The organism is Yonghaparkia sp. Root332, from assembly GCF_001425665.1.
Taxonomy (GTDB): Bacteria; Actinomycetota; Actinomycetes; order Actinomycetales; family Microbacteriaceae; genus Microcella.
Genome location: NZ_LMCX01000001.1, coordinates 1363044 through 1389118 on the forward strand (window position 1 = coordinate 1363044; position 26075 = coordinate 1389118).

Below are 26075 nucleotides of genomic sequence, written 5' to 3' on the forward strand. Positions count from 1 at the left end.
CTGCTGGCCGGAGAGCTCGAGCGTCGAGCCTCCGTCCGAGATCCGCTGCTTGAGGGTGCGCGACCGCCGCCCGCAGCGGACGGTCGGGACGCGCGCAGGCCAGCGCGCCGGGCCAGCATGAGAGGAGTGAACCCGTGCGATTCATCATCGCGATCGTGCTCTTCGTCGTCGCCTTCGTCGGCATCGGCCTCGGGATCGCCGAGCGCACCGTCTTCGCGGAGGCCGACCGCGTGACCGAGTCGGTCGCGCTCGACTCGACCGCGCCGGTGACGGTCATCGACGGCTCGGCGCTGAACGCCTTCGACGGCCGGCAGACCCTCGCGATCCTCGGCGGCGTCGAGGCGGGTCCCGCTCCCGCCCCGAGCGCGGGCCCGAGCGGCTCGCCGTCCGCCGACCCGAGTCCGTCGCCGATCACGGAGACCGCCGCCGCGACGGAGTCCGACGCCATCGCCGCCGTCTACGGCACGACGACCGACGTCCTGGGCTGGGTGGGGGAGTCCTCTTACACCCTCGTCACGTGGGACGCGGAGGAGCAGGAGCTCGTGACGGAGGAGGTCGTGGGCTCCGAGACGGCCGTGCCCACGCCGATCGGCAGCGACCTCTGGTTCGGCGAGTTCGAGGGCTCGGGCGAGCTCGGCCTCACGGTGAACGTACCGCGCGACGTGTCGCTGCTCATGGTCTCCGACGGCACCCTCCCCGCTCCCCAGGAGTTCTCCATCACGTGGCCCCTCGAGGTCGACTCCCCGCTCGCGACGCCGCTGACGATCGCAGGCTTCGCGGCCCTCCTCCTGGGCCTGCTCGCCCTCATCTGGGCGCTCGTGCACATGCGCAGGCAGCGGGGGCCGCGTCGGAAGTCGCCCAAGGGCCCGAAGATGCCGCGCGTGCCGAAGCCCTCGCGCTACCGCCCGGTCAAGTCGAGCACTCTCATCGGCCGGCCGAAGGGCCGCCGCGCCGTCCGCCGCATCGCTCTCCTCCCCGGCGCACTGGCGACCGCCCTCCTGCTGAGCGCGTGCGGCATCGGTGACGGCCTGAGCATCTCGCAGCCGACGGAGGCCGCGACCGCGTCCTCGACCGCCGAGCCGGAGGAGGAGCTGCCGCCCGTCGCCGTGACCGCCCGGCAGGCCGAGCGCATCATCGATCGTCTCGCCGCGACCGTCGCGGAGGCGGACGAGGCCGCGAACGGCGACCTCGCCGCGTCGCGACTGGTCGGCCCCGCTCTCGCTCTGCGCCAGGCGAACTACGCGGCGCGCGCGAACAGCGCCGACGTCGCGGCGCTCCCGGCGATCCCCACCGGCTCGGTCGATCTCGTCCTTCCGCAGCAGACCGACGTCTGGCCCCGCCAGGTCTTCGCGATCGTCTCCGACCCGGAGGACGAGACGGTGCCGCCGCTGGCGATCGTGCTCACGCAGGCGACCGCGCGCGACCAGTACCGCGCGAGCCACCTCATCACCCTCGAGCCGCAGGCGACGCTTCCGGAGGTCCCGCCGGCGTCGCTCGGCACCGCGTTCCTCGGCGCCGACACGCCCTTCCTCCCGGTTCAGCCGGCGACCGTCGTCCAGTCGTACGCCGAGGTCCTCCTGCTCGGCGAGGCGGGAGCACCGAACTTCGCGCTGTTCCAGGCCGAGGGCGACAGCCTCCGCACCCAGATCGGCTTCGAGAAGAAGGAGGAGCGCCGGGCGGCGATCCCCTCCACCGCGTCGATCGACTTCACCAACGGCGTCGGCGACGCCGACATCATCACGATGAGCACCCTCGACGCGGGTGCGCTCGTGGTGGGATACCTGACCGAGACCGAGACGGTGACCCCGACGCAGTCGGGCGCCACCGTCAACGCGAGCGGCACCGTGGCCGCCCTCGCGAACATCGAGTCGAGCGAGCGCGGGATCACCGCCACCTACGGCGTGCAGGTGCTCTTCTACGTGCCGTCGCTCGAGAACCCCGATGACCCCGTCGTGCTGCTCGGCTACACGCAGGGGCTCGTCGCCGCTTCGGAGGTGCAGTGATGGAACCCGTCAACCCGGCCGCGATGCGCGGCGCCGTCGACCTCTCCGGCCTCGTCCGTCAGGCATCCGCGCCGACGGCCGCTCCCGGCCGCCCGGCCTCGCCGTCGGGCGCTCGCCCGACGGGCGGCGCGGGCGTCGTCCGCGAGGCCGACGACGCGACGTTCGGCGAGGTGCTGGAGCTCTCGCAGCGGGTGCCGGTCATCGTCGAGTTCTACGCGAGCGGCATCGCACCGGCGCTCGAGCCGATCGTCACCGCCTACGGCGGGCGCATCGCTCTCGTCACGGTCGACGGCAACCGCTCGCCGCAGCTCGCCCAGGCATTCCAGGTGCAGCAGGTGCCCGCGGTCGCCGCGGTCATCGGCGGACGCCCGCTCCAGCTCTTCGTCGGGATGCCCGCCGAGGCCGAGGTGCGCCAGGTGCTCGACCAGGTGCTCGAGCTCGCCCAGCAGCAGGGCGTCACGGGCGTCCTCGAGCAGGGCGACGCTCCGGCCGAGCCCGTCGAGGAGCCCCTGCCCCCTCTGCATCAGGAGGCCTACGATGCGATCGCCCGCGGCGACTACGCGGCCGCGGCATCCGCCTATCGCACGGCGATCGCGCAGAGCCCTCGCGACCAGGAGGCCGTCGCGGGCCTCGCCCAGGTGACCCTGCTGCTGCGCCTCGAGGGCGCGGTCGCGGCCGACATCCGGACGGCAGCCGCGGCGAGCCCCGATGACGCGGATGCCCAGCTCGCGGTCGCCGACCTCGACCTCAGCGGCGGCCACGTGGAGGACGCGTTCGCGCGCCTGCTCGACGTCTTCCCGGCGCTCGACGCCGAGGGCCGCACGGCCGTGCGCACGCGCCTGCTCGACTACTTCGAGATCGTCGGCGCCGACGACCCGCGCACGATCGCGGCCCGCCGGCGCCTCACGGCGCTGCTGTACTGAGCCGCCCGGCTACCGCTCCGGCGCGAGCCACAGGCCCGCGAGCGGCGGGAGCGTGAGCTCGGCCGAGGCCGGGCGACCGCCCCACGGGGTGTCGTCGCCCGTGACCGAGCCGAGGTTGCCGACGCCCGATCCGCCGTACTCGTGCGCGTCGGTGTTGACGACCTCGCGCCAGGCGCCGGCTCGCGGGAGCGGCAGGCGGTACGAGCCGACGGTGTTGCCGCTGAAGTTGAAGACGCCCACGAGCGGGCTGCCGTCGGCGGAGCGCCGCTCGAACGCGATGACGTTGTTGCCCGCGTCGCCGCCCTCGAGCCACGAGAAGCCCTCGGGCTCGTTATCGAGCTCCCAGAGCGCCGGATTCTCCCGGTAGACGGCGTTGAGGCGCGAGACGAGCGCGTGCAGCCCGCGGTGGACGGGCTGGTCGAGGATCCACCAGTCGAGGCCCCGCTCCTCGCTCCACTCGCTGGGCTGGCCGAACTCCTGGCCCATGAACAGCAGCTGCTTGCCGGGGTGCGCCCACATGAAGGCGAGGTAGGCGCGCACGTTGGCGAGCTTCTGCCACTGGTCGCCGGGCATCTTGCCGAGCAGCGAGCCCTTGCCGTGCACGACCTCGTCGTGGCTGATGGGCAGCATGAAGTTCTCGCTGAACGCGTAGAGGAAGCTGAAGGTGATCTCGTTGTGGTGGTGCGAGCGCCACATCGGGTCGCGCTGGAAGTACGAGAGCGTGTCGTGCATCCACCCCATGTTCCACTTCATGCCGAAGCCGAGGCCGCCCTCGCTCGTCGCGCGCGTGACGCCGGGCCACGAGGTCGACTCCTCGGCGATCATGACGATGCCGGGCACGCGCTTGTACGCGGTCGCCGTCGCCTCCTGCAGGAAGCTGATCGCCTCGAGGTTCTCGCGCCCGCCGTGCTGGTTGGGCAGCCACTGCCCCTCCTCGCGCGAGTAGTCGAGGTAGAGCATGCTCGCCACGGCGTCGACGCGGAGGCCGTCGATGTGGAACTCCTCCAGCCAGTAGAGGGCGTTGGCGACGAGGAAGTTGCGGACCTGGCTGCGGCCGAGGTCGAAGATGTAGGTGCCCCAGTCCGGGTGCTCACCGCGACGGGGGTCCGGATGCTCGTAGAGCGCTGCGCCGTCGAACCGGCCGAGCGCCCACTCGTCCTTGGGGAAGTGCGCGGGGACCCAGTCCATGATCACGCCGATGCCGGCCTGGTGGAGGCGATCGATGAGGTACTTCAGGTCGTCCGGGTGCCCGAATCGCGACGTCGGCGCGAAGTAGCCGGTCACCTGGTAGCCCCACGACGGGCCGTAGGGGTGCTCCGCGAGCGGCATGAACTCGATGTGCGTGAAGCCGAGCTCGGTCACGTACTCGATCAGCGGGTCGGCGAGCTCGCGGTAGCCGAGCCCGGGCCGCCACGAGCCGAGGTGCATCTCGTAGACGCTCATCGCGCCGGAGTGCGGGTCGTTCGCCGCGCGGTGCGCCAGCCAGTCGCCGTCGCCCCACTCGTAGTGCGACTCGCCCACGACGGAGGCCGTCGCCGGCGGGACCTCGGTGAACCGGGCCATGGGGTCGGCGCGCGTGACCCACGCGCCGTCGGCGGTGAGCAGCTCGAACTTGTAGGTCGAGCCGGAGCCGAGGCCCGGCACGAAGAGCTCCCACACGCCGTTGTCGTCGAGTCGGCGCATCGCGTGCAGGGCGCCGTTCCAGCCGTTGAAGTCGCCGATGACGCGCACGGCCTGGGCGTGCGGCGCCCAGACGGCGAATGCGGTGCCGTCGACCCCCTCGTGGGCGCGCCGGTGCGCGCCGAGCACGTGCCAGAGCTGCTCGTGGCGGCCCTCGCCCCACAGGTGCAGGTCGACCTCTCCGACGCTCGGCACGAAGCGGTACGGGTCGTCGGCGTTCCAGTCGGGGCCGCCGTCGTAGGTGGTGCGCACGGTGTACGCCTGGCCCTCCGCGGGGCCGCCCGGCAGGAGGCCGTGCCAGAGACCGTCGGCGTCGTGGGCGAGAGCGTGCTCGCTGCCGTCGGCGCGCACGACCATGACGGTCGCCGCGAGAGGCCGCACGACGCGCACGACCCAGCCCTCGTCGCCGAAGTGCTGACCGAGAGCGTCGTGGGGGCGGGGGTGGCGAGCCTCGACGAGCGCGCGGCGGTGGTCGGGATGCAGGGGTGCGGGCCCCGGGGCGCCGGCCGGCGCCGACGGGGCGGGCGCGGCATCCCCGCTCGGGCCGGCGGTGCCGGCGGAGGGCTGGTGCGTCTTCTTCTCGATCGCCATCAGAGGCCCTTCGGGTAGTCGATGCGGAGGATGTGGACGGGCTCGGTGAACGCGTCGAGGCGCACGTAGTTGTCGGTGCCCCAGCGGTAGCGGGCGCCCGTGATGAGGTCCTTCACCTCGAAGGTCGAGCCGGGTTCGAGGCCGAGCGCCTCGAGGTCGAGGTGCACGGTCGTCTCGCGCACCGAGTGCGGGTCGACGTTCGCGACGACGATGATGCCGTCGGTGCGTCCCGAGCGCACGAAGCGGCCGGGGAGCACCTTGGAGTAGACGAGCACGGCGTCGTCGTCGCTCCAGTGCACGCGCAGGTTGCGCAGCTGGCGCAGCGCGGGGTGCTGGGCGCGGATCGTGTTGAGCTGCGTGAGGTACGGCGCGATCGTCGAGCCGCTCTTCGCGGCGGCGGCCCAGTCGCGCTGCTTGTACTCGTACTTCTCGTTGTCGATGTTCTCCTCGCTGCCGGGCCGCGCGACGTTCTCGATGAGCTCGTAGCCGGCGTAGACGCCCCAGGTCGGGCTCGCCGTCGCGGCGATCGCGGCGCGGATGCGGTACGCGGGCACGCCGCCGAACTGCAGGTACTCGGTGAGGATGTCGGGGGTGTTGACGAAGAGGTTCGGCCGCAGGAAGGCGCTCGTCCCGTGGCTGAGCTCGGTGAGGTAGGTCTCGAGCTCCTTCTTCGTGTTGCGCCAGGTGAAGTAGGTGTACGACTGCTGGAACCCGACGGCGGCGAGCGACTGCATCATCGGCGGGCGCGTGAAGGCCTCGGCGAGGAACACGATGTCGGGACGCTCGGCGTTGATGACGCCGAGCAGCCACTCCCAGAACTGGAGGGGCTTGGTGTGCGGGTTGTCGACGCGGAAGATGTTGACCCCGAGGCCGATCCAGTAGCGGACGACGCGCAGTATCTCCTCGCGCAGCCCCTCCGGGTCGTTGTCGAAGTTGAGCGGGTAGATGTCCTGGTACTTCTTCGGCGGGTTCTCGGCGTACGCGATCGAGCCGTCGGGGAGGGTCGTGAACCACTCGGGGTGCTCGGCGACCCAGGGGTGGTCGGGCGCGCACTGCAGGGCGAGGTCGAGGGCGACCTCGAGGCCGTTCTTCCTCGCGGCGGCGAGGAAGGCGGTGAAGTCGTCGACGGTGCCGAGATCGGGGTGGATGGCGTCGTGCCCGCCCTCGGCGGCACCGATCGCCCACGGGCTGCCCGGGTCGTTGGGCCCGGGGGTGAGCGTATTGTTCGGCCCCTTGCGGTTGACGCGCCCGATCGGGTGGATGGGAGGCAGGTACAGCACGTCGAAGCCCATCTGGGCGACGGCGGGCAGGCGGCGGGTGGCGGTGCGGAACGTGCCCGAGGTGAACGAGCCGTCCTTCTTCCGCTTGGCGCCCTCGCTGCGGGGGAAGAACTCGTACCAGCTGCCGAGCCCCGCGCGGGAGCGCTCGACGCGCAGCACCTGCTCGTCGCTCAGCGTCTCGTGGCTCATGAGGCGGTGGCGGGCGACGGCGGCGACGACGCGCGCGTCGGTCGCGACGGCGAGGCGCGCGGCGGGGGTCTGCTTCGCGTTCTCCATGGACTTGCGGGCCTGGCCGAGCACGGTCGCGTCGGGCGTGCCCTTCGCGAGCGCGCGCGCCCGGTCGAGCAGCTGCGCGCCGGCGAGGAGCATGACGTCGACGTCGACGCCCGCGTCGATCTTGACGGTCGCGTTGTGCAGCCAGGTCGCCCAGTCGTCGGTGTACGCGCGGATGCGCCAGCTCCAGAGGCCCTCCTCATCGACGAGCGCCTCGGTCTCCCATCGATCGGTGCCCGTGGTGCACATCGCGAGCGGATGCTCGGTGGTCTCGCCCTCGGGGGAGACCAGGACGAGGTCTCCGCCGAGCACGTCGTGGCCCTCCCGGAAGATCGTCGCGCCGAAGGGCACGACCTCGCCGGCGAAGGCCTTGCTGGGCCATCGATCCTCGGGCTGCTGCGGGGTGAGGTGGCGGATGGGGATCCGCCCGATCCTCGGGCTGAAGGGGGACTTCTCGTTCGCTGCCACCCCTCGACGCTACCGCTGGACCGGGCTCGCGCGAGGGCGGATGTGCAGGTCTCGCACAGAACGCTCGGCGGTTCCGCACCCGCCCGGGAGGCGTGTCGGCATTAGGGGGGACAGAAATGTACCCCGGGAGGGGTACGCGAATCGGCGTCACTTCCGTTGCGCGAGGCCGTCGGGCGCGTACTGTCATGAGTGGACGCAGAAGACGTCGGAGGCCACCCGAAGCCCCCGAACCCGCTGCCCGCATCCGAAGTGACCCGAACGCGGCGGATGAGATGCAGGACCGAGACCCGCCACCCATGGCGGGGACCGGTCCTGCTCCTCGTTAACGGGCAGGCATCCCCTCGCTTAGGCTGTCCCTTCGTGGGCTTCCGCCACCCTGCCCGCGATCGAGGAGTGATGTCGTGAAGGCGATCCGCCGTTTCACCGTTCGTACTGTCCTGCCGGCGTCGCTCGCCGCCGTCGGCGATCTCGCGGCCAACCTCCGCTGGTCGTGGCACGAGCCGACCCGCCAGCTCTTCGAGCGCATGGACCCGGAGCGCTGGGACGAGCTCGGGCACGATCCCATCGCCCTCCTCGGCGGCATCGACCCCGACCGGCTTCAGGAGCTCGCGCAGGACGCCGGCTTCATCGCCGAGGCCGAGGCGCTGCGCGACGACCTGCGCCGCTATCTCGACGAGCCGCGCTGGTATCAGTCGCTGCAGAGTGCGCCCGCGCGGATCGCGTACTTCTCGCCCGAGTTCGGCATCGCCTCGGCGATCCCGCAGTACTCCGGCGGCCTGGGGATCCTCGCCGGCGACCACCTCAAGAGCGCGTCCGACCTCGGCCTGCCGCTGATCGGCGTCGGCCTCTTCTACAAGGCCGGCTACTTCCGCCAGGCGATCGACCGCGACGGCTGGCAGAAGGAGAGCTACCCCGTCCTCGACCCCGACGGGCTGCCGATGCAGCTGCTCCGCGACGCCGACGGCGCGGCCGCGCTCGTCACCCTCGCGCTGCCGGGCGGGCAGGCCCTGCACGCGCGCGTGTGGCAGATGACGGTGGGGCGCGTCGTCCTCCTCCTGCTCGACACGGACATCCACGAGAACGCCGAGGAGCTGCGCGGCGTCACCGATCGCCTCTACGGCGGCGGCGGAGAGCACCGTCTGCTGCAGGAGCTCCTGCTCGGGGTGGGCGGCGTGCGCGCGATCAAGCGCTACGTCGAGGTGAGCGGCACGGCCGCGCCCGAGGTCTTCCACACCAACGAGGGGCACGCGGGCTTCCTCGGCCTCGAGCGCATCAGCGACCTGATCGGCCAGGGCCTGAGCTTCGACGAGGCGCTGCAGGTCGTCAGGGCCGGCACCCTCTTCACGACCCACACGCCCGTGCCCGCGGGCATCGACCGCTTCGACCTCGGCCTCATCGAGCGCTACTTCTCGACCGACCTGCTGCGCGGTGTCGACGTCGCCGACGTGCTCGCGCTCGGCGCCGAGGACTACGAGGGCGGCGACTCGGGCGTGTTCAACATGGCCGTCATGGGCCTGCGCCTCGCGCAGCGCGCCAACGGCGTCTCGCAGCTGCACGGCGACGTCTCGCGCGGCATGTTCGGCGCGCTCTGGCCGGGGTTCGACCAGGACGACGTCCCGATCACCTCGGTCACGAACGGCGTCCACGCCCCGACGTGGACGGACCCGCTCATGGTCGGGCTCGTTCGCGAGAAGCTCGGCCACTTCGAGACCTCGGCGGCCGACTTCGCGGGCCCCGCGATCACCGACGGCGACCTCTGGTCGGTCCGCCGCGCGATGCGCGAGCAGCTCGTGGCAGACGCCCGCTGCCGCGTCAAGGCTGCGTGGGAGGAGGAGAACCCCGGTATCGCCGCACCCGCGTGGATGGACTCCCTCCTCGACCCGGACGTCCTGACGATCGGCTTCGCGCGGCGCGTGCCGACGTACAAGCGCCTCACGCTCATGCTCCACGACGAGAACCGGTTGCGCGCGCTGCTCACCGACCCCGAGCGGCCCGTGCAGCTCGTGATCGCCGGCAAGTCGCACCCGGCCGACGACGGCGGCAAGGCGCTCATCCAGCGCCTCGTGCAGTTCGCGAGCGCGCCCGAGCTGCGCGAGCGCATCGTCTTCCTGCCGAACTACGACATCGCGATGGCGCGCCTGCTCTACCCGGGCACCGACATCTGGCTCAACAACCCGCTGCGCCCGCTCGAGGCGTGCGGCACGTCGGGCATGAAGGCCGCGCTCAACGGCTCCCTCAACCTGTCGATCCTCGACGGCTGGTGGAACGAGTACTACGACGGCGAGAACGGCTGGGCGATCCCGACGGCCGACGCCGCGGGCGACGGCGCCGAGCGCGACAAGCTCGAGGCCGACGCGATGTACGACCTCATCGAGCACCAGATCGCGCCGCGCTTCTACGACCGCGACGAGGAGGGCGTACCGCGCCGCTGGGTGCAGAGCATCCGCCACACGCTGTCGACCCTGTCTCCCGAGCTCTCGGCCGACCGCATGGTGCGCGAGTACGTCGAGCGCCTCTACATGCCGGCCGCCGAGGCGCAGCGCATCATCTCGCAGCAGGACCACTACCCGGCCAAGCACCTCTCGGCCTGGAAGCAGCGCGTGCAGGCCGAGTGGCCGAGCGTCTCCGTCGCGCACGTCGAGTCCGGGGGCGTCGAGTCGCCCCAGCTCGGCGACGAGCTCGAGGTTCGCGCGTACGTCGAGCTCGCCGGCCTCACGCCCGACGACGTGCTCGTCGAGGTCGTGCACGGCCGTGCCCGCAACGGCGACGACCTCGCCGACGTGCAGCGCCAGCGCCTCGTGCTGGTGTCGCACGACCTCGGCCAGCCGGCGACCTTCGCGGGCACCGTGCGCCTCGCGCGGTCGGGCCCGTTCGGCTACACCGTGCGCGTGACGCCGCGGCACGAGCTCCTTGCCTCGCCGGCCGAGCTCGGTCTCGTCGCCGTCGCCCACTAGCGACCGGGCGGCCGCGTGTCCTCGTCGGCGCCGCCGTCGGGCAGGGATGCCCGCGGCGGCGCCGTCCGCGTCTCTCTCGTGATCCCGGTGCGCGGCGGCGATCGCGGCAAGAGCCGGCTGGACGTCGAGCAGCCGCGCCGCTCCGCGCTCGCCGCGGCGTTCGCGCTCGACACGGTCGCGGCGGCGCGCGCCGCGTCGCTCGTAGGCGAGCTCGTCGTGGTCGGCGCGCTCGCCGAGCCCCTCGACGGCGTGCGGGTCGTCCCCGACCCGGGGGAGGGGCTGCTCGCGGCGGTCGCGACGGGACTCGCGGCGCTGGGCGCGTCGACGGCGCGCACCGCTGCTGACGGTGGTGCGGGCCCCGCGCCGACGGCCGTGCTGCTCGGAGACCTCCCGGCGCTGCGCCCGGTCGAGCTCGACGACGCCCTCGCCGCGGCCGCGCGCCACGAGCGCGCGTTCGTGCCCGACGCCGAGGGCTCGGGAACCGCGCTCATCGTCGCGCGGGCCGGGGTGCCGCACGCGCCGGCGTTCGGCCCCGAGTCGGCTGAGCGGCACCGCGCGGCGGGGTACGTCGCGCTCCCGCTGCCGGCATCGTCGGGTCTGCGCCGCGACGTCGACACGCTCGAGCAGCTGCGCGCCGCGGCATCCCTCGCTCTCGGGCCGCGCACGCGCGCCCTCCTCGACGGCTGACCCGCCGGCCGCCCGCGGCCCGACCAGCCGCGCGGCGAGGGAGATCCGCTACGCCCCCGCGCGCACCTCGGCGATCGTGAGCGCGAGGCGCCTGCCGGTCGCGGCGTAGCCCTCGGCGCGGTGGGCCCGCGCGGCCGCGAGGCGATCGTCGCTCGGGGTTCCGTACGTCGTGGTCCGCTGCCGCGCCGGTCGGCCGATCGCCGCGGCGAGCTCCTCGAGCTCGGCGACGGTCTTCTCCGAGCCGTTGTCGGCGCCCGCCATGCGGCTGATGGTCTCCTCCATGAGGGTGCCGCCGACGTCGTCCGCCCCGCCCTGCAGCATGAGCTGCGTGCCGGCGGTGCCGAGCTTGACCCACGAGGTCTGGATGCGGTCGATGCGCCCGTGCAGCAGGAGGCGCGCGACGGCGTGGACGGCGCGATTCTCCTGCGCGGTCGGGCCGGGGCGCGCGACGCCGGCGAGGTAGACGGGCGAGCTCGCGTGCACGAAGGGCAGCAGCACGAACTCGGTGAAGCCGCCGGTGTCGTCCTGCAGCGCCGCGAGCGTGCGCAGGTGCCCGACCCAGTGGGTCGGGTTGTCGACGTGCCCGTACATCATCGTGCTCGACGAGCGGATGCCGAGCCGGTGCGCCGTCGACACGATCTCGACCCACGTCGCGGCGGGCAGCTTACCCTTCGTGAGAACCCAGCGCACCTCGTCGTCGAGGATCTCGGCGGCCGTGCCGGGGATCGTGTCGAGCCCGGCCTCCTTCGCCGCGGTCAGGAACTCGGCGAACGACAGGCCGGTGCGAGTGGCGCCGTTGACGATCTCCATGGGGCTGAAGGCGTGCAGGTGGATCTCGGGCTGCCGGCGCTTGACCTCGCGCGCGAGGTCGAAGTACGCGGTGCCGGGGAGGTCGGGGTGGATCCCGCCCTGCATGCAGATCTCGGTCGCGCCGAGGGCCCAGGCCTCGTCGACGCGGTCGCCGACCTGCGTCATCGACAGCGTGTAGGCATCCGCGTCGGTGCGCCGCTGCGCGAAGGCGCAGAAGCGGCAGCCGGTGTAGCAGACGTTGGTGAAGTTGATGTTGCGGTTGACGACGTAGCCGATGGGGTCGCCGACGGTGTCGCGCCGCACGTCGTCGGCGAGCGAGGCGAGCGCGTCGAGGTCGTCGCCGTCGGCCTCGAGCAGCGTGAGGTATTCGGCGTCGGTGAGGCCGGCCGGGTCGGTCTCGGCGCGGCGCAGCGCTGCGCGCACGCCCGCCGATAAGGCGGGGGATGCCGTGCGCACCCTAGTCGTGTCGCCGACGGCCTCGCGCAGCTCGTCCCAGTCGCCGTACACGGCGTCGACGTCGCTGCGAGCCGCCGTGCGCCGCCCCTCGGTGTCGATCGCGGTGTGCAGGTCGACGCGGCCGGAGCCGGCCCAGTCGGGGTCGGGCTCCTGCCACGGCAGGCCGACCGGCCGCACCGACTCGTCGGCGAGCCCGTCGGGCCCGGCGAGCGCGCGCACGTGGGGCAGCACGCGCGGGTCGAGCCAGGGCTCCTCGGCCCGCACGTAGTGGGGGTGGGCGGTGAGGCGCTCGCGCAGCGTGAAGCCGGAGAGCGCGGTGAGTCGCGTGAGCTCGTCGATCTGCGGCCAGGGGCGCTCGGGGTTGACGTGGTCCGGGGTGAGCGGGCTCACGCCGCCCCAGTCGTCGATGCCGGCGCGGATCAGCAGGCCGAGCTCCTCGGCATCGGTGAGGTTGGGCGGCGCCTGCAGGCGCGCGCCGGGCCCGAGCACGAGCCGCGAGACGGCGACGGCGGCGATGTACTCCTGCAGATCGAGGTCGTCGGTGGCGCGCATGGCCGTGCGGGGCTTGGCGCGGAAGTTCTGGATGATCACTTCCTGGATCGCCCCGAAGCGGCGCGAGGTGGCCCGCAGGGCGAAGATGCCGTCGACGCGCTCGGCGTAGGTCTCGCCGATGCCGAGCAGGAGGCCCGAGGTGAACGGCACGGAGCTGCGGCCCGCATCCTCGAGGACGCGGAGGCGGACATCCGGGTCCTTGTCGGGGCTGCCGAAGTGGGCGAGGCCGCGCGTCTCGAACAGGCGCCGCGAGGTCGTCTCGAGCATCATGCCCATGCTGGGCGCGACGGGCTTGAGACGCTGGATCTCCTCCCACGTCATGACGCCGGGGTTGAGGTGGGGCAGCAGCCCGGTCTCCTCGAGCACGCGGATCGCCATCGCCCGCAGGTAGTCGATCGTCGAGTCGTAGCCGTGCGCGTCGAGCCACTCGCGCGCGGCGGGCCAGCGGTCCTCCGGCCGGTCGCCGAGCGTGAACAGCGCCTCCTTGCAGCCGAGCGCGGCGCCCTGGCGCGCCACCTCGAGCACCTCGTCGGGACTCATGAACGGCGCCTTGCCTTGCGCGGCGAGCTGGTTGGGGGTCTGCACGAACACGCAGTAGTGGCAGCGGTCGCGGCACAGGTGCGTGAGCGGGATGAACACCTTGCGCGAGTAGGTGATGACGCCGGGGCGGCCCGCGCGCTCGAGCCCCGCGTCGCGCACGCGGCCCGCGACGGTGAGCAGGCGATCGAGATCGTCGTGCCGGCAGTGCAGCAGTGTCTCGGCCTCGGTCGCGTCGAGGGCGACCCCCGTCTCGGCGCGCTTGAGCGCGCGCGACAGGGCGGATGCGGTGGGCACGAAAGCGGCGTCGGTCACGAGGTCTCCGTGGTCGGCCCGCGATCGCGGCACGGGCGGCCGCGGGCGCGAGCGGATCGGCTGCGGGCACGCCGACCCGCGGGGGAGGAGCGGGCGAGTGCCGCTCCGTCTCGAGCGCTCAAGACGGAGCGCACTGCGTGAGTGCCGCCAGCCTAGCCCCGGTGCTCGCCGTGCTGGTGCATCCCGCGGTCGCCGTCGCCCCGCTCCGGAGCCTCGCCGGTCACGCGGTCGGTGATGCGCTCCTCGAACTCGGCGAGCCGCTCGTCGGCCTCCTCCTGCGTGAGGTCGCCGTCGGCGACGTGCTCGGCGATGTGCTCCTCGGCTGCGGCGACGAGCGCGTCGACGAGGGTGTCGACGTCGACGCCCTGCGCCTCGGCGAGCTCGGCGAGCGTCAGGCCCTCTTCGCGCGCGTCGCGCAGTTCGTCGACCGTGATGCCGAGGGTCTCGAGGATGATCGCGATCGCGGCGCCGCGGTGCTCGCTGCGATCGCCGCGATCGCCGTCGTGCCCGCTGCCGGGCCGGTGGCCCGCGCCGGGGCCGCGGCGCTCGCCGTTCTCGGTCGTGCTCGTCGCGTCGTCGTCCGCGGTCGCGGCGAGCGCCGCGGGGGCGAGGGCGGCACCGCCGACGGCGAGCGCGCCGGCGGCGATGAGGGCGGTGAGGGTCGTGGACTTTCGCAAGATGGGTCTCCCTGAGTCGGTCGAGGATCGATGGCAGGGTTCACGGTCGACCGTGGGTCTATGCGCGTCCTATGCGGCGTCTATGGCCGGCGAGCGAGTTCCGTCAGCGCACGCCCGGTCCGGCTCACGGCCGGCTGCGGAGCTCCACCGCGAGGTCGAGCGCGTCGCGCGCGAGATCGGCGGCGGTGTCGAGATCGCGCATCCACAGCGGCACCGCGCGGGTCTCGATCCCCTCCGACTGGAGGCCATCCGCGGCGTCGGCGTCCTCCTCGCCCACGAGCCACGCGTCGAGGAGGCCCCGGGCCCCTGTCGCCTGCCGGACGACCCGCGACCGGGCGCCGTAGTGGCGGGCGACCGCCGCGGCATCTGTCGCCACCCCGATCGCGGAGAGGCACTGATCGGCCATCCCTCGCACGGCGGCGCCGGCGATGATCGGCGAGACGCCGACGATCGTGCCGGGGGAGGCGGCGACCGCCTGCGCCATGCCGGGGATCGACAGGATCGTGCCGATCGACACGACGGGGTTCGAGGGCGCGACGAGCACGACGTCGGCGTCGAGGAGGGCGCCGAGCGCGCCGACCGAGGGGATCGCGTGGTGGAGCCCGTGCTGGTGGAAGCGCAGGGCGGGGATGCCCGCGCGGTGGCGCGTCCACCACTCCTGGAAATGCAGCTCGCGCTCGCCCGTGCCGTCGAGCGCGCCCGGGTCGGAGACCACGACGTGCGTGTCGACCTCCTGGTCGCTCGCGGGGTGGAGGGTCACGCCGAGCTCCCACCGCTCCTGCAGCCGGCGCACCACCTCTGACGGGGAGAGACCCTGTCGGAGCCAGGCGGTGCGGGCGATGTGGGTGCCGAGGTCGAGGTCGCCGAGCGTGAACCACTCGGGCGTCACGCCGTAGGCGCGCAGTTCGGCCGAGACGCGCTCGCTCTCGCCGACGCGACCCCAGCCGCGCTCCTCGTCGTTCTGCCCGCTCAGGGTGTAGAGCATCGAATCGAGATCGGGCGTGATCCGCAGGCCCGCGAGCCACCAGTCGTCGCCCGTGTTGACGATGACATCGACGGATGCCCCGGGCCGGTTCCGGCGGACCTCCTCGCGCACGCCGCGCACGAAGCGCGCCCCTCCGACGCCGCCCGCGAGCACAGTGATCCGCATGACCCCACGGTAACCCGGGCCGTGCCGGGTCGCCCTGCACGGGCCGGCCGGGAGCGGCTCTGCTCGTTCGTGCGCCGGTCTGTCCAATCGCGCATGCGCGGGCCTAGGTTTTACCCACGCGTCATTGGGCGAAACGAGCCGGAAACGCTCGCACCGCACACTGGCCCCAGTTCAACGATGAGAAGGGGTTTCATCAATGTCAGTCATCCGCGCCGCCATCACTCAGACCACCTGGACCGGCGACAAGGAGTCGATGATCGCGAAGCACGAGCAGTTCGCTCGCGATGCCGCGGCCGATGGAGCGCAGATCATCTGCTTCCAGGAGCTCTTCTACGGCCCCTACTTCGGCATCATCGAGGACGCGAAGTACTACGACTACGCCGAGCCCGCGGACGGGCCGATCGTGCAGCGCTTCGCGAAGCTCGCGAAGGAGCTCAAGATGGTCATGGTCCTCCCGATCTACGAGGAGGACATGCCCGGCGTCTACTACAACACCGCCGTCGTGGTCGATGCCGACGGCACCGTGCTCGGCAAGTACCGCAAGCACCACATCCCGAACCTCGACCGCTTCTGGGAGAAGTTCTACTTCCGCCCCGGCAACCTCGGCTACCCCGTCTTCGACACCGCCGTCGGCAAGGTCGGCGTGTACATCTGCTACGACCGGCACTTCCCCGAGGGCTGGCGCGAGCTGGGCCTGAACGGCGCAGAGCTCGTGTTCAACCCGAGCGCGACGAAGCCCGGCCTCTCGAACCGCCTGTGGGAGCTCGAGCAGCCCGCCGCGGCGGCCGCGAACCAGTACTTCATCGGTGCGAACAACCGCATCGGCACCGAGAGCGACGAGTTCGGCGACCTCGCCGTGACCTTCTACGGCTCGAGCTACTTCGTCGACCCGCGCGGCAACTACGTCGGCGAGGTCGCGAGCCAGGACGAGACCGAGATCGTCACGCGCGACATCGACCTCGGGCTCATCCGCGAGGTGCGCAACTCGTGGCAGTTCTACCGCGACCGCCGGCCGGACTCCTACGCCGCGACCACCCGCCCGTAAGCCCGCCCGCACCCGAAGGAGCACCATGAGCACCATCCTCATCACGGGCGGAACGGTCGTGAGCGCCACGGGGCGCGGCGCGGCCGACGTCCTCATCGACGGCGAGCGCATCGTCGCCGTGCTCGAGCCCGGCTCGACCCTCCTCGGCCACGACCTGGCCGCATCCGTCGACGACGTCATCGACGCGACCGGCAAGTACGTCATCCCCGGCGGCATCGACGCCCACACCCACATGGAGCTGCCCTTCGGCGGCACCGCCGCGATCGACACCTTCGAGACCGGCACGATCGCCGCCGCGTGGGGCGGCACGACGAGCATCATCGACTTCGCCGTGCAGACGGCGGGCCAGAAGGTCTTCGACGGGCTGAACGCCTGGCACGAGAAGGCCGCGGGCAATTGCGCGATCGACTACGGCTTCCATCAGATCGTGGGCGGAGTCGACGACGACTCGCTGGATGCCCTGCCGAAGCTGATCGACGAGGGCATCACGAGCTACAAGATGTTCATGGCGTACCCCGGCGTCTTCTACGCCGACGACGCCCAGATCCTCCGCGCGATGCAGGTCGCCGCCGAGCACGGGCTCATGACGATGATGCACGCCGAGAACGGCCCAGCGATCGACGTGCTCGTCGCCCAGCTGCTCGCCAAGGGCAAGACCGACCCGTACTACCACGGCGTCGCGCGCGCCTGGCAGATGGAGGAGGAGGCGACGCACCGCGCGATCATGCTCGCGAACCTCACCGGTGCGCCGCTCTACGTCGTGCACGTGAGCGCCAAGCAGGCCGTCGAGCAGCTCGCCGCGGCGCGAGACATCGGGCAGAACGTGTTCGGCGAGACGTGCCCGCAGTACCTGTACCTGTCGCTCGAGGAGCAGCTGGGTGCGGTGAGCGAGAAGTACGGCGCGTTCGAGGGTTCGAAGTGGGTCTGCTCGACGCCGCTGCGCTCGCGCGCGGAGGGCCACCAGGACCACATGTGGCAGTCGCTGCGCACGAACGACATCCAGATGGTCTCGACCGACCACTGCCCGTTCTGCATGAAGGACCAGAAGGAGCTCGGCCTCGGCGACTTCTCGAAGATCCCGAACGGAATCGGCTCGGTCGAGCACCGCATGGACCTCATGTACCAGGGCGTCGTGACCGGTCAGATCACGCTCGAGCGCTGGGTCGAGATCACGAGCACGACGCCCGCGCGCATGTTCGGCCTCTACGGCAGGAAGGGCGTCATCGCCCCCGGCGCCGACGCCGACGTCGTCGTCTACGACCCGAACGGCCACACCTCGATCGGCATGCCCGTCGACGACGAGGGCCGCCCGACGGGCCGCAAGCACCACATGAACATGGACCACGCGGCGTGGGAGGGCTTCGAGATCGACGGGAAGGTCGACACGGTCATCTCGCGCGGCTCGGTCGTCATCCGCGACGACGCCTTCCACGGGCGGGCCGGGCACGGTCAGTACCTGCGCCGCGGCCTCAGCCAGTACCTCGTCTGAGCCTCCGAGACACCGAGAGAAGAGCATCCATGGATTTCGGAGCAGTACTCCAGACCAACCCGCCCGCCAGCCGCACCGTCCGCCTCGCGAAGCTCGCCGAGCAGTACGGCTTCAGCCACGTGTGGACCTTCGACAGCCACATCCTGTGGCAGGAGCCGTACGTCATCTACTCGGCGATCCTCGCTGAGACGCATCGCGTGAAGGTGGGCCCCTTCGTCACGAACCCCGCGACGCGCGACTGGACGGTCACCGCGAGCGTCTTCGCGACGCTCAACGAGATGTACGGCAACCGCACGATCGTCGGCATCGGCCGCGGCGACTCGGCGGTGCGCGTCACGAACGGCAAGCCGACGACGCTCACGGAGCTGCGGGAGGCGATCCACGTCATCCGCGAGCTCGGCAACTCGCGCGCCGTCGACTACCACGGCACGACGCTGCAGCTTCCGTGGAGCCAGGGCAGCGAGCTCGAGGTGTGGGTCGCCGCCTACGGCCCGCTCGCCCTCAAGCTCACGGGCGAGGTGGGCGACGGGTTCATCCTCCAGCTCGCCGACCTCGACATCGCGAAGTGGATGATCGAGACCGTGCGCACCGCCGCCGACAACGCCGGGCGCGACCCGATGTCGATCAAGTTCTGCGTCGCGGCGCCCATGTACGTCGGCACGGACTGGGATCACATGCGCAACCAGACCCGGTGGTTCGGCGGCATGGTCGGCAACCACGTCGCCGACATCGTCGCCAAGCACGGCGAGGGCTCGGAGGTGCCGCGGGCGCTCACCGACTACATCGCCGGGCGCGAGGGCTACGACTACAACACGCACGGCAAGGCGGGCAACGACCACGTCGACTTCGTGCCCGACGAGATCGTCGACCGGTTCTGCGTGCTCGGCTCGGCGCACGACCACATCGAGAAGCTCGAGGCGCTCCGCGACCTCGGGGTCGACCAGTTCGCCGGCTACCTCCAGCACGACAACAAGGAGGAGACGCTGCGCGTGTACGGCGAGACGATCATCCCCGCACTGCGCGGCACGAGGCGGGCCACGGCGTGACCGACGCCGCGATCGCCCTCACGCCGCCGCGCCGGCGCGCGCGCGATCGCGGCGCACGGCTGCGGCTGTGGGGCTACGGGCTGCTCGGCCTGCTGCTGCTCGCGGTCGGCTGGGAGCTCTACAAGGCGATGGGGCCGGCCGACGGCGTCGTCATCGGCGACGCGCGCGTGCTCCCTCGCACGAGCGACCTCGCGATGCCCCACGTGTGGGAGATGGCGACGCGGCTGCTCGAGCCGGTGACGCGCGCCGAGGGTGCGCGGCCGCTGTGGCTCGAGATCGTGCTCGCCGCGGCCCTCACGCTCGGCATCGCCGCGGCGGGCTGGGTCGTCGGCGTCGTCGTCGGCATCGCCCTCGCGCTCATCATGCAGCGCTGGCACCTCGCCGAGTCGGCGATGCTGCCGTGGATCGTGCTGAGCCAGACGGTGCCGCTCATCGCCTTCGCGCCGCTCGTCCGCAGCTGGGGCTCGCGCATCGAGATCGGCGCCTTCGAGTGGCAGGACTGGATGAGCGTCGCGGTCATCGCGAGCTACCTCGCGTTCTTCCCCGTCGCGGTCGGCGCGCTGCGGGGTCTGCAGGCGCCCGACGCGATCCACCTCGAGCTGCTGCGCACGTACTCGGTCGGCTGGTGGGCGACGCTGCGCAGCGTCCGCCTGCCCGCCGCCGTGCCGTACCTGCTGCCGGCGCTGCGGCTCGCCGCGGCGAACGCCGTCGTCGGCGCGATCGTCGCCGAGGTGTCGACGGGCCTCCAGGGCGGCATCGGCCGCCTCATCATCCAGTACGCCGGGCAGGCGAGCGGCGACCCGGCGAAGGCGTGGGCCCCGATCGCGGGCGCCGTCGCCCTCGGCCTCATCGCCGCGGGGTCCGTCGCGATCCTCGGCCTCATCTTCCGGAACTACCGACGCGCGGAGGCGACGCAATGATCCCCACCAGCACCTCGACCCCCCCGAGCGCTGCGACCGCCGTGAGCGCGCGGGGCGTCGACAAGACGTTCTCGACCAAGCAGGGCGAGGTCGTCGCGCTCAGCGGCATCGACCTCGACGTCGCGCCCGGCGAGTTCGTCTCCCTCATCGGCCCCTCCGGCTGCGGCAAGTCGACCCTCCTGCGGCTCATCGCCGATCTCGACTCCCCGAGCGCGGGCACCGTCGAGGTCTTCGGCACGAGCGCGCACCAGGCCCGGATCGACCAGCGGTACGGCATCGCCTTCCAGCAGGCGGGGCTGCTGCCCTGGCGCACCGTCGCGGGCAACATCGCCCTGCCGCTCGAGCTGCACGGCATGGCGCCCGCCGAGCGCACTGCTCGCGTCGACGAGCTCGTCGCGCTCGTGGGCCTCGGCGACTTCGCGCAGAAGTTCCCCGACCAGCTCTCCGGCGGCATGCAGCAGCGCGTCGCGATCGCCCGCGCCCTCGCCGAGAAGCCCGCCCTCCTGCTCATGGACGAGCCCTTCGGCGCCCTCGACGAGATGACCCGCGAGTACATGCAGACCGAGCTGCTGCGCATCGCCGCCGAGACCGGCGCCGCGGTGGTCTTCGTCACCCACTCCATCCCCGAGGCGGTGTACCTGAGCGACCGCGTCGTCGTCATGTCGCCGCGCCCCGGCCGCATCGCCGACATCGTGCCGATGCGCCTCGGCCGCGCCGCCGACCGCGCCGACGACCTGCGTGAGGACGGCGCCTTCTTCGAGATGATCACCGCGGTGCGCGAAGCGCTCCACGGCGCTCCCGTCACCGGGCCGCGCGGGGTCGAGACGCGATGAGCCGCGCCCCGGTCGTCGAGCGCGTGCCGAGCACGGCCGAGCGCCTGCTCGCGCCGGTCATCCTCGGCGTCGTCGTCATCGTGCTGTGGCAGCTGCTCGCCGGGAGCGGCCTCATCGAGGCCTACCTCCTGCCGAGCCCCGCCGCGATCGGCGCGGAGATCGCCGCGTTCCTGCCGTCGATGGCGAGCGCGGCCGGGCTCACGGGTCTCAACGCGCTCATCGGCCTCCTTGCGGGCACGATCGTGGGCATCGTCGCGGCCCTCGTCGCCTCCGCCGCCCGCATCATCGACGGGATGCTCGCGCCGATCGTCGCCGCCCTCGCGGTCGTTCCGATCGTGGCCCTCGCCCCCGTGCTCAACACGGCGTTCGGCGCCGACGCGCAGACCGGCAGGCAGCTCATCGCGGCGCTCGCCGCCTTCGTGCCGGTCTTCATCAACACCGCGCGGGGCCTGCGGCAGACGCGCCCCGTGCACCGCGACCTCATGCGCGCCTACGCCGCGACGCCGTGGCAGGTGATGCGGACCATCACGCTGCGCACCGCCGCGCCCTTCACCTTCACGGGCATCCGTCTCGCGTCGTCGCTCGCCGTGATCTCGGCGCTCGTCGCCGAGTACTTCGGCGGCCCGCGCGGCGGGCTCGGCGGGCTCATCTCGACCTCGGCGGCCTCGAGCGCGTACCCGCGCGCCTGGGCGTACGTCGTCGCCGCGATCGTGCTCGGCCTCGCCTTCTACCTCGTCGCGCTCGCCATCGAGCGCGCCGTCTCGCGCCGAGGCTGACGCGAGGGCACCGCACCCGCTCCACCGACCCGCACCTCCAGACCCCGCACCACACCACCCCGGGAAGCACTGAAAGGACACGACATGATCCACAGCACCCGTCGCCTCGCGACGATCGGCGCGCTCGGCCTGACCGCCGCGCTCGCACTCTCCGCCTGCGCCGCCGACACGGGAGGCACCGACGGCGGCTCCGGCTCCGACGGCGAGCTCACCGAGGTCAAGCTGCAGCTGCAGTGGCTGCCGCAGGGCCAGTTCGCCGGCTACTTCGCCGCGCAGGAGCAGGGCTACTTCGAGGAGGCCGGCCTGGACGTCGAGATCATCCCCTCCGGCGGCGACATCGTGCCGCAGGACGCCCTCGCGAACGGCGACGTCGACTACGCGATCGCCTGGGTGCCGAAGGTGCTCGGCTCGATCGAGGCCGGCGCGAACGTCACCAACATCGCGCAGATCTTCCAGCGCTCGGGCACGCTGCAGGTCGCGTGGGCCGACAGCGGCATCGAGTCGGTCGCCGACTTCGAGGGCAAGAAGATCGGCTCGTGGGGCTTCGGCAACGAGTGGGAGATCTTCGCCGCTATGGCGGAGGAGGGCCTCGACTCCACGACGGTCGAGATCATCACGCAGGACTTCAACATGAACGCCTTCCTCTCCGGCGACATCGATGCGGCCCAGGCGATGACGTACAACGAGTACGCGCAGGTGCTCGAGACGGTGAACCCCGAGACGGGCGAGCTGTACACGCCCGACGACCTGAACGTCATCAGCTACGAGGACACCGTCGGCGCGATGCTCCAGGACGCGATCTGGGCCGACACCGAGCGACTCGAGAGCGACGAGGCGTACCAGGAGACGACGGTCGCCTTCCTCAAGGCCGTCATCAAGGGCTGGGTGTACGCCGCCGAGAACCCGGAGGACGCCGCCCAGATCACGATCGACGCGGGCTCCGGCTGGGGCCCGAGCCACGAGCTGTGGATGGTCAACGAGACCAACAAGCTCATCTGGCCGGCTCCGGACGGCATCGGCTACATCGACGAGGGCGCGTTCGACGACACCGTCGCGGCCGCGCTGAGCGCCGTCAACGAATCGGGTGCGAGCCTGATCACCGAGGAGCCCGGCGACGGCGTCTGGACGAACGAGTACATCGAGCAGGCTCTCGCCGAGCTCGATGAGGAGGGCGTCGACGTCTTCGGCGAGGGCTTCGAGCCCATCGAGGTCGAGCTCATGGAGGGCGGCAACTAGCCCCTGCCGACCGACCTGCGGGGGCGGGATGCCCGAGTCGGGCATCCCGCCCCTTCTTCGCCCCCGGCTCCCAGCCGACAGGCCGCACGATTGCCGCATGACGTTCGACGCCACGCGCGCCGCTGGCAGGGAGCGGCTCGCCGAATTCGTTCCCCGAGCCGGCCGCGCCTACGCCGCCGAGCGCAACACCGACCGAGGCCCGCACGACCGGGCGAACGTCTCGACGCTCTCGCCGTGGGTGCGGCACCGCCTCATCACCGAGCGCGAGGTCGTCGAGGCGGTGCTCGAGCGGCACTCGCTCGACGCGGCGGGGAAGTTCGTGCAGGAGGTCTACTGGCGCACCTACTGGAAGGGCTGGCTCGAGCTGCGGCCGAGCGTGTGGTCGCGGTACGGCGCGGCGATCGCGCCGGCGCTCGAGGGGCTCAGCGCCGCCGACCGCGCGACCTACGACGACGCCGTCGCCGGCCGCACCGGCATCGACGGTTTCGACGACTGGGCGCGCGAGCTCGTCGAGCTCGGCTACCTGCACAATCACGCCCGCATGTGGTTCGCGAGCATCTGGATCTTCACGCTGCGCCTGCCCTGGCAGCTCGGCGCCGACCACTTCCTGCGCCACCTGCTCGACGGCGACCCCGCCTCCAACACGCTCTCGTGGCGCTGGGTGGCCGGGCTGCAGACCGTCGGCAAGACGTACCTCGCGACGACGCAGAACATCGACGTCGCGACGGAGGGCCGCTTCCGGCCGACCGGGCTCACGGCGGAGGCTCCCGCCGTGAGCGAGGACGCGCCCGTGCCGCCTCCCGCCGCGCCGCCCGGCGCCGTCGCCCCGCCGCGCGGGCGTGTCGCGCTCCTGCTGCACGAGGACGACCTGCACGCCGAGAGCCTCGCCGCGCAGCTCGGGACGGCCGGTGCCGAGGTCGTCGCCGTCGCGAGCCCGGTGGCGGGGGAGGAGCGCTCCCCGGTCGGGGCGCGCGGCCCGCTCGTGGCCGAGTTCACCGCGCACGCGCTCGCCGATGGCCGCGATCGCGCGGCGACCGCGTTCGGAGCGCCGGCGGTCGCGCTCGACGGGATGCGGGCATCCGCCCTCATCGAGTGGGCGCGCGCCCACGGCGCCACGGCCATCGTGACGCCCTATGCGCCCGTCGGCCCCGCCCGCGCGCGGCTCGACGCGGCCGCCGCGGAGCTCGCCGCCGAGGGGCTGAGCCTCACGATGCTGCTGCGCGAGTGGGACGCCACGGCGTGGCCGCACGCGACGCGCGGGTTCTTCCCGTTCCGCGAGCGGATCCCTGCGCTCCTGCGCACTCAGCGAATCGGCCGGGACGGACGATAATGAGCACCATCCCGTCCCTCCGACTCAAGGACCGATAGCGATGACCGACATTCTGAACCGGTCGCACACCACCCAGCCCGACCTCGACCCGGCCGACGGCGCCCGCGCCCTCGAGCTCGATCGCCAGTACGTCTTCCACTCGTGGAGCGCGCAGGGCGCCCTCGCCCCGTTCGTCATCGCGGGCGCGGCGGGCAGCGAGGTCTGGACGTACGACGGCGAGCGCTACCTCGACTTCTCGAGCCAGCTCGTCAACACCAACATCGGCCACTCGCACCCGAAGGTCGTCGCGGCGATCCAGCAGCAGGCCGCCGAGCTCGCGACCGTCGCCCCCGCCCACGCCAATCTGGCGCGCGGCGAGGCGGCCAAGCGCATCGTCGAGAAGGCCGGCCCCGGCTTCGCGAAGGTCTTCTTCACCAACGGCGGCGCCGACGCGATCGAGAACGCCATCCGCATGGCGCGCCTGACGACGCGCAAGCACAAGGTCATCTCGACCTTCCGCAGCTACCACGGCAACACGGGCGCCGCGATCGCCGCGACGGGCGACTGGCGCCGCATGCCCAACGAGTACGCGTGGGGCCACCTGCGCGTGTTCGGGCCGTTCCTGTACCGCAGCGAGTTCCACTCCACGACCGAGGCCGAGGAGTGCGAGCGCGCCCTCCAGCACCTCGAGCGCACCATCCAGGCCGAGGGGCCCGACACGATCGCCGCGATCGTGCTCGAATCGGTGCCCGGCACCGCCGGCATCTTCTCTCCGCCCGCCGGCTACCTCGCGGGCGTGCGCGCGATCTGCGACCGCTACGGCATCGTCTGGATCGCCGACGAGGTCATGGCCGGCTTCGGCCGCACGGGCGAGTGGTTCGCCTGGCAGGGCGAGGCCGTCAACCCCGAGGGCGTCGTGCCCGACCTCATCGCCTTCGCGAAGGGCGTGAACTCCGGCTACGTGCCCGTCGGCGGCGTCGTCATCTCGCCCGACATCGCCGCGGCGTTCGACGAGCGCGTCTTCCCCGGCGGCCTCACCTACTCGGGCCACCCGCTCGCGATGGCCTCGATCGTCGCCTCGATCGACGCGATGACCGACGAGGGCATCGTCGAGAACGCGAAGATGATCGGCGAGAAGCACCTCGGCCCGGGCCTGCGGGCGCTCGCCGAGAAGCACGACATGATCGGCGAGGTGCGCGGCCTCGGCGTCTTCTGGGCGCTCGACCTCGTCACCGACCGCGCGACGCGGGAGCCCGTCGCCGCGAGCGTCATCGGGAAGCTGAAGGCGGAGCTCATGAAGCGGCACGTGCTGCCGTTCGCGGCCGACAACCGCATCCACGTCGTGCCGCCGTGCATCGTCACGCCGGAGGAGGTCGAGCGCGCGCTCGTCGCCTACGACGAGGCCTTCGCGGCCGTCGCCGCGGGCTGAGAGCCGGCGCGCGCACCGCGCGAGGCGCCCGCATCGACGGCGGGCGGGCATCCCGAATCGGATGCCCGCCCGCCGTCGTGCGAGAATGGAGCGTTATGCCTACCTCCCCCTACCGCGTCGACGTGCGCGACCTCATGCACCGCGCCGGCGAGATGCGCGAGAAGTCGCTCGCCTTCGACGTGCCCGAGCAGCTCGGCGCCTCGGTCGTCACGGTTCCGCAGGGGACGCCCATCGAGATCGACCTGCGACTCGAGGGCCTGCACGAGGGGATCTTGGTCTCGGCGACGGTCACGACGACCGCCGTTGGCGAGTGCGTGCGCTGCCTCGACCGTGTCGAGCTGCCGCTCGAAGTCGAATTCCAGGAGGTTTTCGCGTATTCTCCTGACGACGCCTTCGACTACACGGTTCACGACAACCACGTGGATTGTGAACCTGTTGTTCGGGATGCGGTAGTGCTGTCGCTGCCGTTCCAGCCGGTGTGCCGACCTGATTGCCCCGGTCTCGACCCCGAGACCGGCGAGCGCCTGGCCGACCACCCGGAGCGGACGCCGCGCGAGATCATCGATCCGCGCTGGGCCGCTCTGCAGGGCTTTGCCGCAGAGACCACTGACAGCACCGACCAGAGCACGAACTGAC

Annotated in this window: 19 protein-coding genes; 14 read left to right on the top strand and 5 right to left on the bottom strand. The window is 72.1% G+C overall.

Annotated elements, in window-relative coordinates; all coding sequences use genetic code 11:
• Nucleotides 1-134: 134 nt before the first annotated feature.
• Both ASC54_RS06565 and ASC54_RS06570 read left to right on the top strand, forming a co-directional pair.
• The gene (locus tag ASC54_RS06565; RefSeq protein WP_055897504.1) at nt 135-2003 is read left to right on the top strand and encodes a hypothetical protein; all 1869 of its coding nucleotides are present in this window, start codon (nt 135-137) and stop codon (nt 2001-2003) included.
• A complete protein-coding gene (locus ASC54_RS06570; protein ID WP_055856121.1) occupies nt 2003-2926 on the top strand; it encodes a tetratricopeptide repeat protein in 924 nt (307 codons plus the stop codon). The genes ASC54_RS06565 and ASC54_RS06570 overlap by 1 nt, the downstream gene beginning before the upstream one ends.
• 9 nt (nt 2927-2935) lie before the next feature.
• Here ASC54_RS06570 and glgB read toward each other — a convergent pair whose 3' ends face one another.
• Both glgB and ASC54_RS06580 read right to left on the bottom strand, forming a co-directional pair.
• Nucleotides 2936-5197, bottom strand: a complete 2262-nt coding sequence (glgB, locus tag ASC54_RS06575; protein WP_082514898.1) for a 1,4-alpha-glucan branching protein GlgB — start codon at nt 5195-5197, stop codon at nt 2936-2938.
• Nucleotides 5197-7167, bottom strand: a complete 1971-nt coding sequence (locus ASC54_RS06580) for an alpha-1,4-glucan--maltose-1-phosphate maltosyltransferase (protein WP_055898085.1) — start codon at nt 7165-7167, stop codon at nt 5197-5199. The genes glgB and ASC54_RS06580 overlap by 1 nt, the downstream gene beginning before the upstream one ends.
• Before the next feature lie 452 nt (nt 7168-7619).
• On the opposite strand from ASC54_RS06580, the gene glgP reads away from it, so the two are divergent.
• Nucleotides 7620-10172: an alpha-glucan family phosphorylase gene (glgP, locus tag ASC54_RS06585; RefSeq protein ID WP_055897505.1), complete on the top strand. Its 2553-nt coding sequence runs from the start codon at nt 7620-7622 to the stop codon at nt 10170-10172.
• Between the two features lie 15 nt (nt 10173-10187).
• On the top strand, nt 10188-10859 hold the full coding sequence (gene cofC, locus ASC54_RS06590; protein WP_055856116.1) for a 2-phospho-L-lactate guanylyltransferase: 672 nt from the start codon (nt 10188-10190) through the stop codon (nt 10857-10859).
• A gap of 48 nt (nt 10860-10907) precedes the next feature.
• Here the strand turns inward: cofC and ASC54_RS06595 are convergent, their stop codons facing one another.
• The 3 genes from ASC54_RS06595 to cofD form a co-directional block, all read right to left on the bottom strand.
• Nucleotides 10908-13529: a bifunctional FO biosynthesis protein CofGH gene (locus tag ASC54_RS06595; RefSeq protein ID WP_055898087.1), complete on the bottom strand. Its 2622-nt coding sequence runs from the start codon at nt 13527-13529 to the stop codon at nt 10908-10910.
• Nucleotides 13530-13681: 152 nt separating this feature from the next.
• Nucleotides 13682-14206, bottom strand: coding sequence for a hypothetical protein (locus ASC54_RS06600; protein ID WP_055897507.1), 525 nt, complete (start codon nt 14204-14206; stop codon nt 13682-13684).
• Between the two features lie 124 nt (nt 14207-14330).
• Nucleotides 14331-15356, bottom strand: a complete 1026-nt coding sequence (gene cofD / locus ASC54_RS06605; RefSeq protein ID WP_055897510.1) for a 2-phospho-L-lactate transferase — start codon at nt 15354-15356, stop codon at nt 14331-14333.
• Nucleotides 15357-15552: 196 nt separating this feature from the next.
• Between cofD and ASC54_RS06610 the strand changes: the two genes are divergently transcribed.
• The 10 genes from ASC54_RS06610 (at nt 15553) to ASC54_RS06655 (ending at nt 26074) form a co-directional block, all read left to right on the top strand.
• Complete coding sequence (locus tag ASC54_RS06610; protein WP_055897513.1) at nt 15553-16401, top strand: nitrilase-related carbon-nitrogen hydrolase; 849 nt, start codon at nt 15553-15555, stop codon at nt 16399-16401.
• 25 nt (nt 16402-16426) lie between these two features.
• Nucleotides 16427-17890, top strand: a complete 1464-nt coding sequence (hydA, locus tag ASC54_RS06615; protein WP_055856104.1) for a dihydropyrimidinase — start codon at nt 16427-16429, stop codon at nt 17888-17890.
• Nucleotides 17891-17919: 29 nt separating this feature from the next.
• Nucleotides 17920-18936, top strand: coding sequence for a TIGR03842 family LLM class F420-dependent oxidoreductase (locus ASC54_RS06620; protein ID WP_055897516.1), 1017 nt, complete (start codon nt 17920-17922; stop codon nt 18934-18936).
• Nucleotides 18933-19856: an ABC transporter permease gene (locus ASC54_RS06625; RefSeq protein ID WP_369813319.1), complete on the top strand. Its 924-nt coding sequence runs from the start codon at nt 18933-18935 to the stop codon at nt 19854-19856. Before ASC54_RS06620 ends, ASC54_RS06625 begins: the two co-directional genes overlap by 4 nt.
• Entirely contained in the window at nt 19853-20689 is an 837-nt protein-coding gene (locus tag ASC54_RS06630; RefSeq protein ID WP_055897520.1) for an ABC transporter ATP-binding protein, read from the top strand. Before ASC54_RS06625 ends, ASC54_RS06630 begins: the two co-directional genes overlap by 4 nt.
• Nucleotides 20686-21465: an ABC transporter permease gene (locus ASC54_RS06635; RefSeq protein WP_055897522.1), complete on the top strand. Its 780-nt coding sequence runs from the start codon at nt 20686-20688 to the stop codon at nt 21463-21465. Before ASC54_RS06630 ends, ASC54_RS06635 begins: the two co-directional genes overlap by 4 nt.
• An 84-nt stretch (nt 21466-21549) precedes the next feature.
• Nucleotides 21550-22701 carry an ABC transporter substrate-binding protein gene (locus ASC54_RS06640; RefSeq protein ID WP_055897525.1) on the top strand — a complete coding sequence of 384 codons (1152 nt, stop codon included), beginning with the start codon at nt 21550-21552 and terminating at the stop codon, nt 22699-22701.
• Between the two features lie 97 nt (nt 22702-22798).
• A complete protein-coding gene (locus tag ASC54_RS06645) occupies nt 22799-24031 on the top strand; it encodes an FAD-binding domain-containing protein (protein ID WP_055897527.1) in 1233 nt (410 codons plus the stop codon).
• A 40-nt stretch (nt 24032-24071) separates the two neighbouring features.
• Complete coding sequence (locus tag ASC54_RS06650) at nt 24072-25439, top strand: aspartate aminotransferase family protein (protein ID WP_055897529.1); 1368 nt, start codon at nt 24072-24074, stop codon at nt 25437-25439.
• A gap of 122 nt (nt 25440-25561) precedes the next feature.
• Nucleotides 25562-26074 (top strand): DUF177 domain-containing protein, encoded by a 513-nt coding sequence (locus ASC54_RS06655; RefSeq protein ID WP_235451400.1) that lies wholly within the window; start codon nt 25562-25564, stop codon nt 26072-26074.
• The last annotated feature ends 1 nt before the right edge of the window (nt 26075 follow it).

Excerpts from the sequence above, each read along its gene's own strand:
- ASC54_RS06570 (WP_055856121.1), top strand. The coding sequence starts at position 2,003 with ATGGAACCCGTCAACCCGGCCGCGATGCGCGGCGCCGTCGACCTCTCC.
- glgB (WP_082514898.1), bottom strand. The coding sequence starts at position 5,197 with ATGGCGATCGAGAAGAAGACGCACCAGCCCTCCGCCGGCACCGCCGGC.
- cofD (WP_055897510.1), bottom strand. The coding sequence starts at position 15,356 with ATGCGGATCACTGTGCTCGCGGGCGGCGTCGGAGGGGCGCGCTTCGTG.
- ASC54_RS06610 (WP_055897513.1), top strand. The coding sequence starts at position 15,553 with ATGTCAGTCATCCGCGCCGCCATCACTCAGACCACCTGGACCGGCGAC.
- hydA (WP_055856104.1), top strand. The coding sequence starts at position 16,427 with ATGAGCACCATCCTCATCACGGGCGGAACGGTCGTGAGCGCCACGGGG.
- ASC54_RS06620 (WP_055897516.1), top strand. The coding sequence starts at position 17,920 with ATGGATTTCGGAGCAGTACTCCAGACCAACCCGCCCGCCAGCCGCACC.
- ASC54_RS06630 (WP_055897520.1), top strand. The coding sequence starts at position 19,853 with ATGATCCCCACCAGCACCTCGACCCCCCCGAGCGCTGCGACCGCCGTG.
- ASC54_RS06635 (WP_055897522.1), top strand. The coding sequence starts at position 20,686 with ATGAGCCGCGCCCCGGTCGTCGAGCGCGTGCCGAGCACGGCCGAGCGC.
- ASC54_RS06640 (WP_055897525.1), top strand. The coding sequence starts at position 21,550 with ATGATCCACAGCACCCGTCGCCTCGCGACGATCGGCGCGCTCGGCCTG.
- ASC54_RS06645 (WP_055897527.1), top strand. The coding sequence starts at position 22,799 with ATGACGTTCGACGCCACGCGCGCCGCTGGCAGGGAGCGGCTCGCCGAA.
- ASC54_RS06650 (WP_055897529.1), top strand. The coding sequence starts at position 24,072 with ATGACCGACATTCTGAACCGGTCGCACACCACCCAGCCCGACCTCGAC.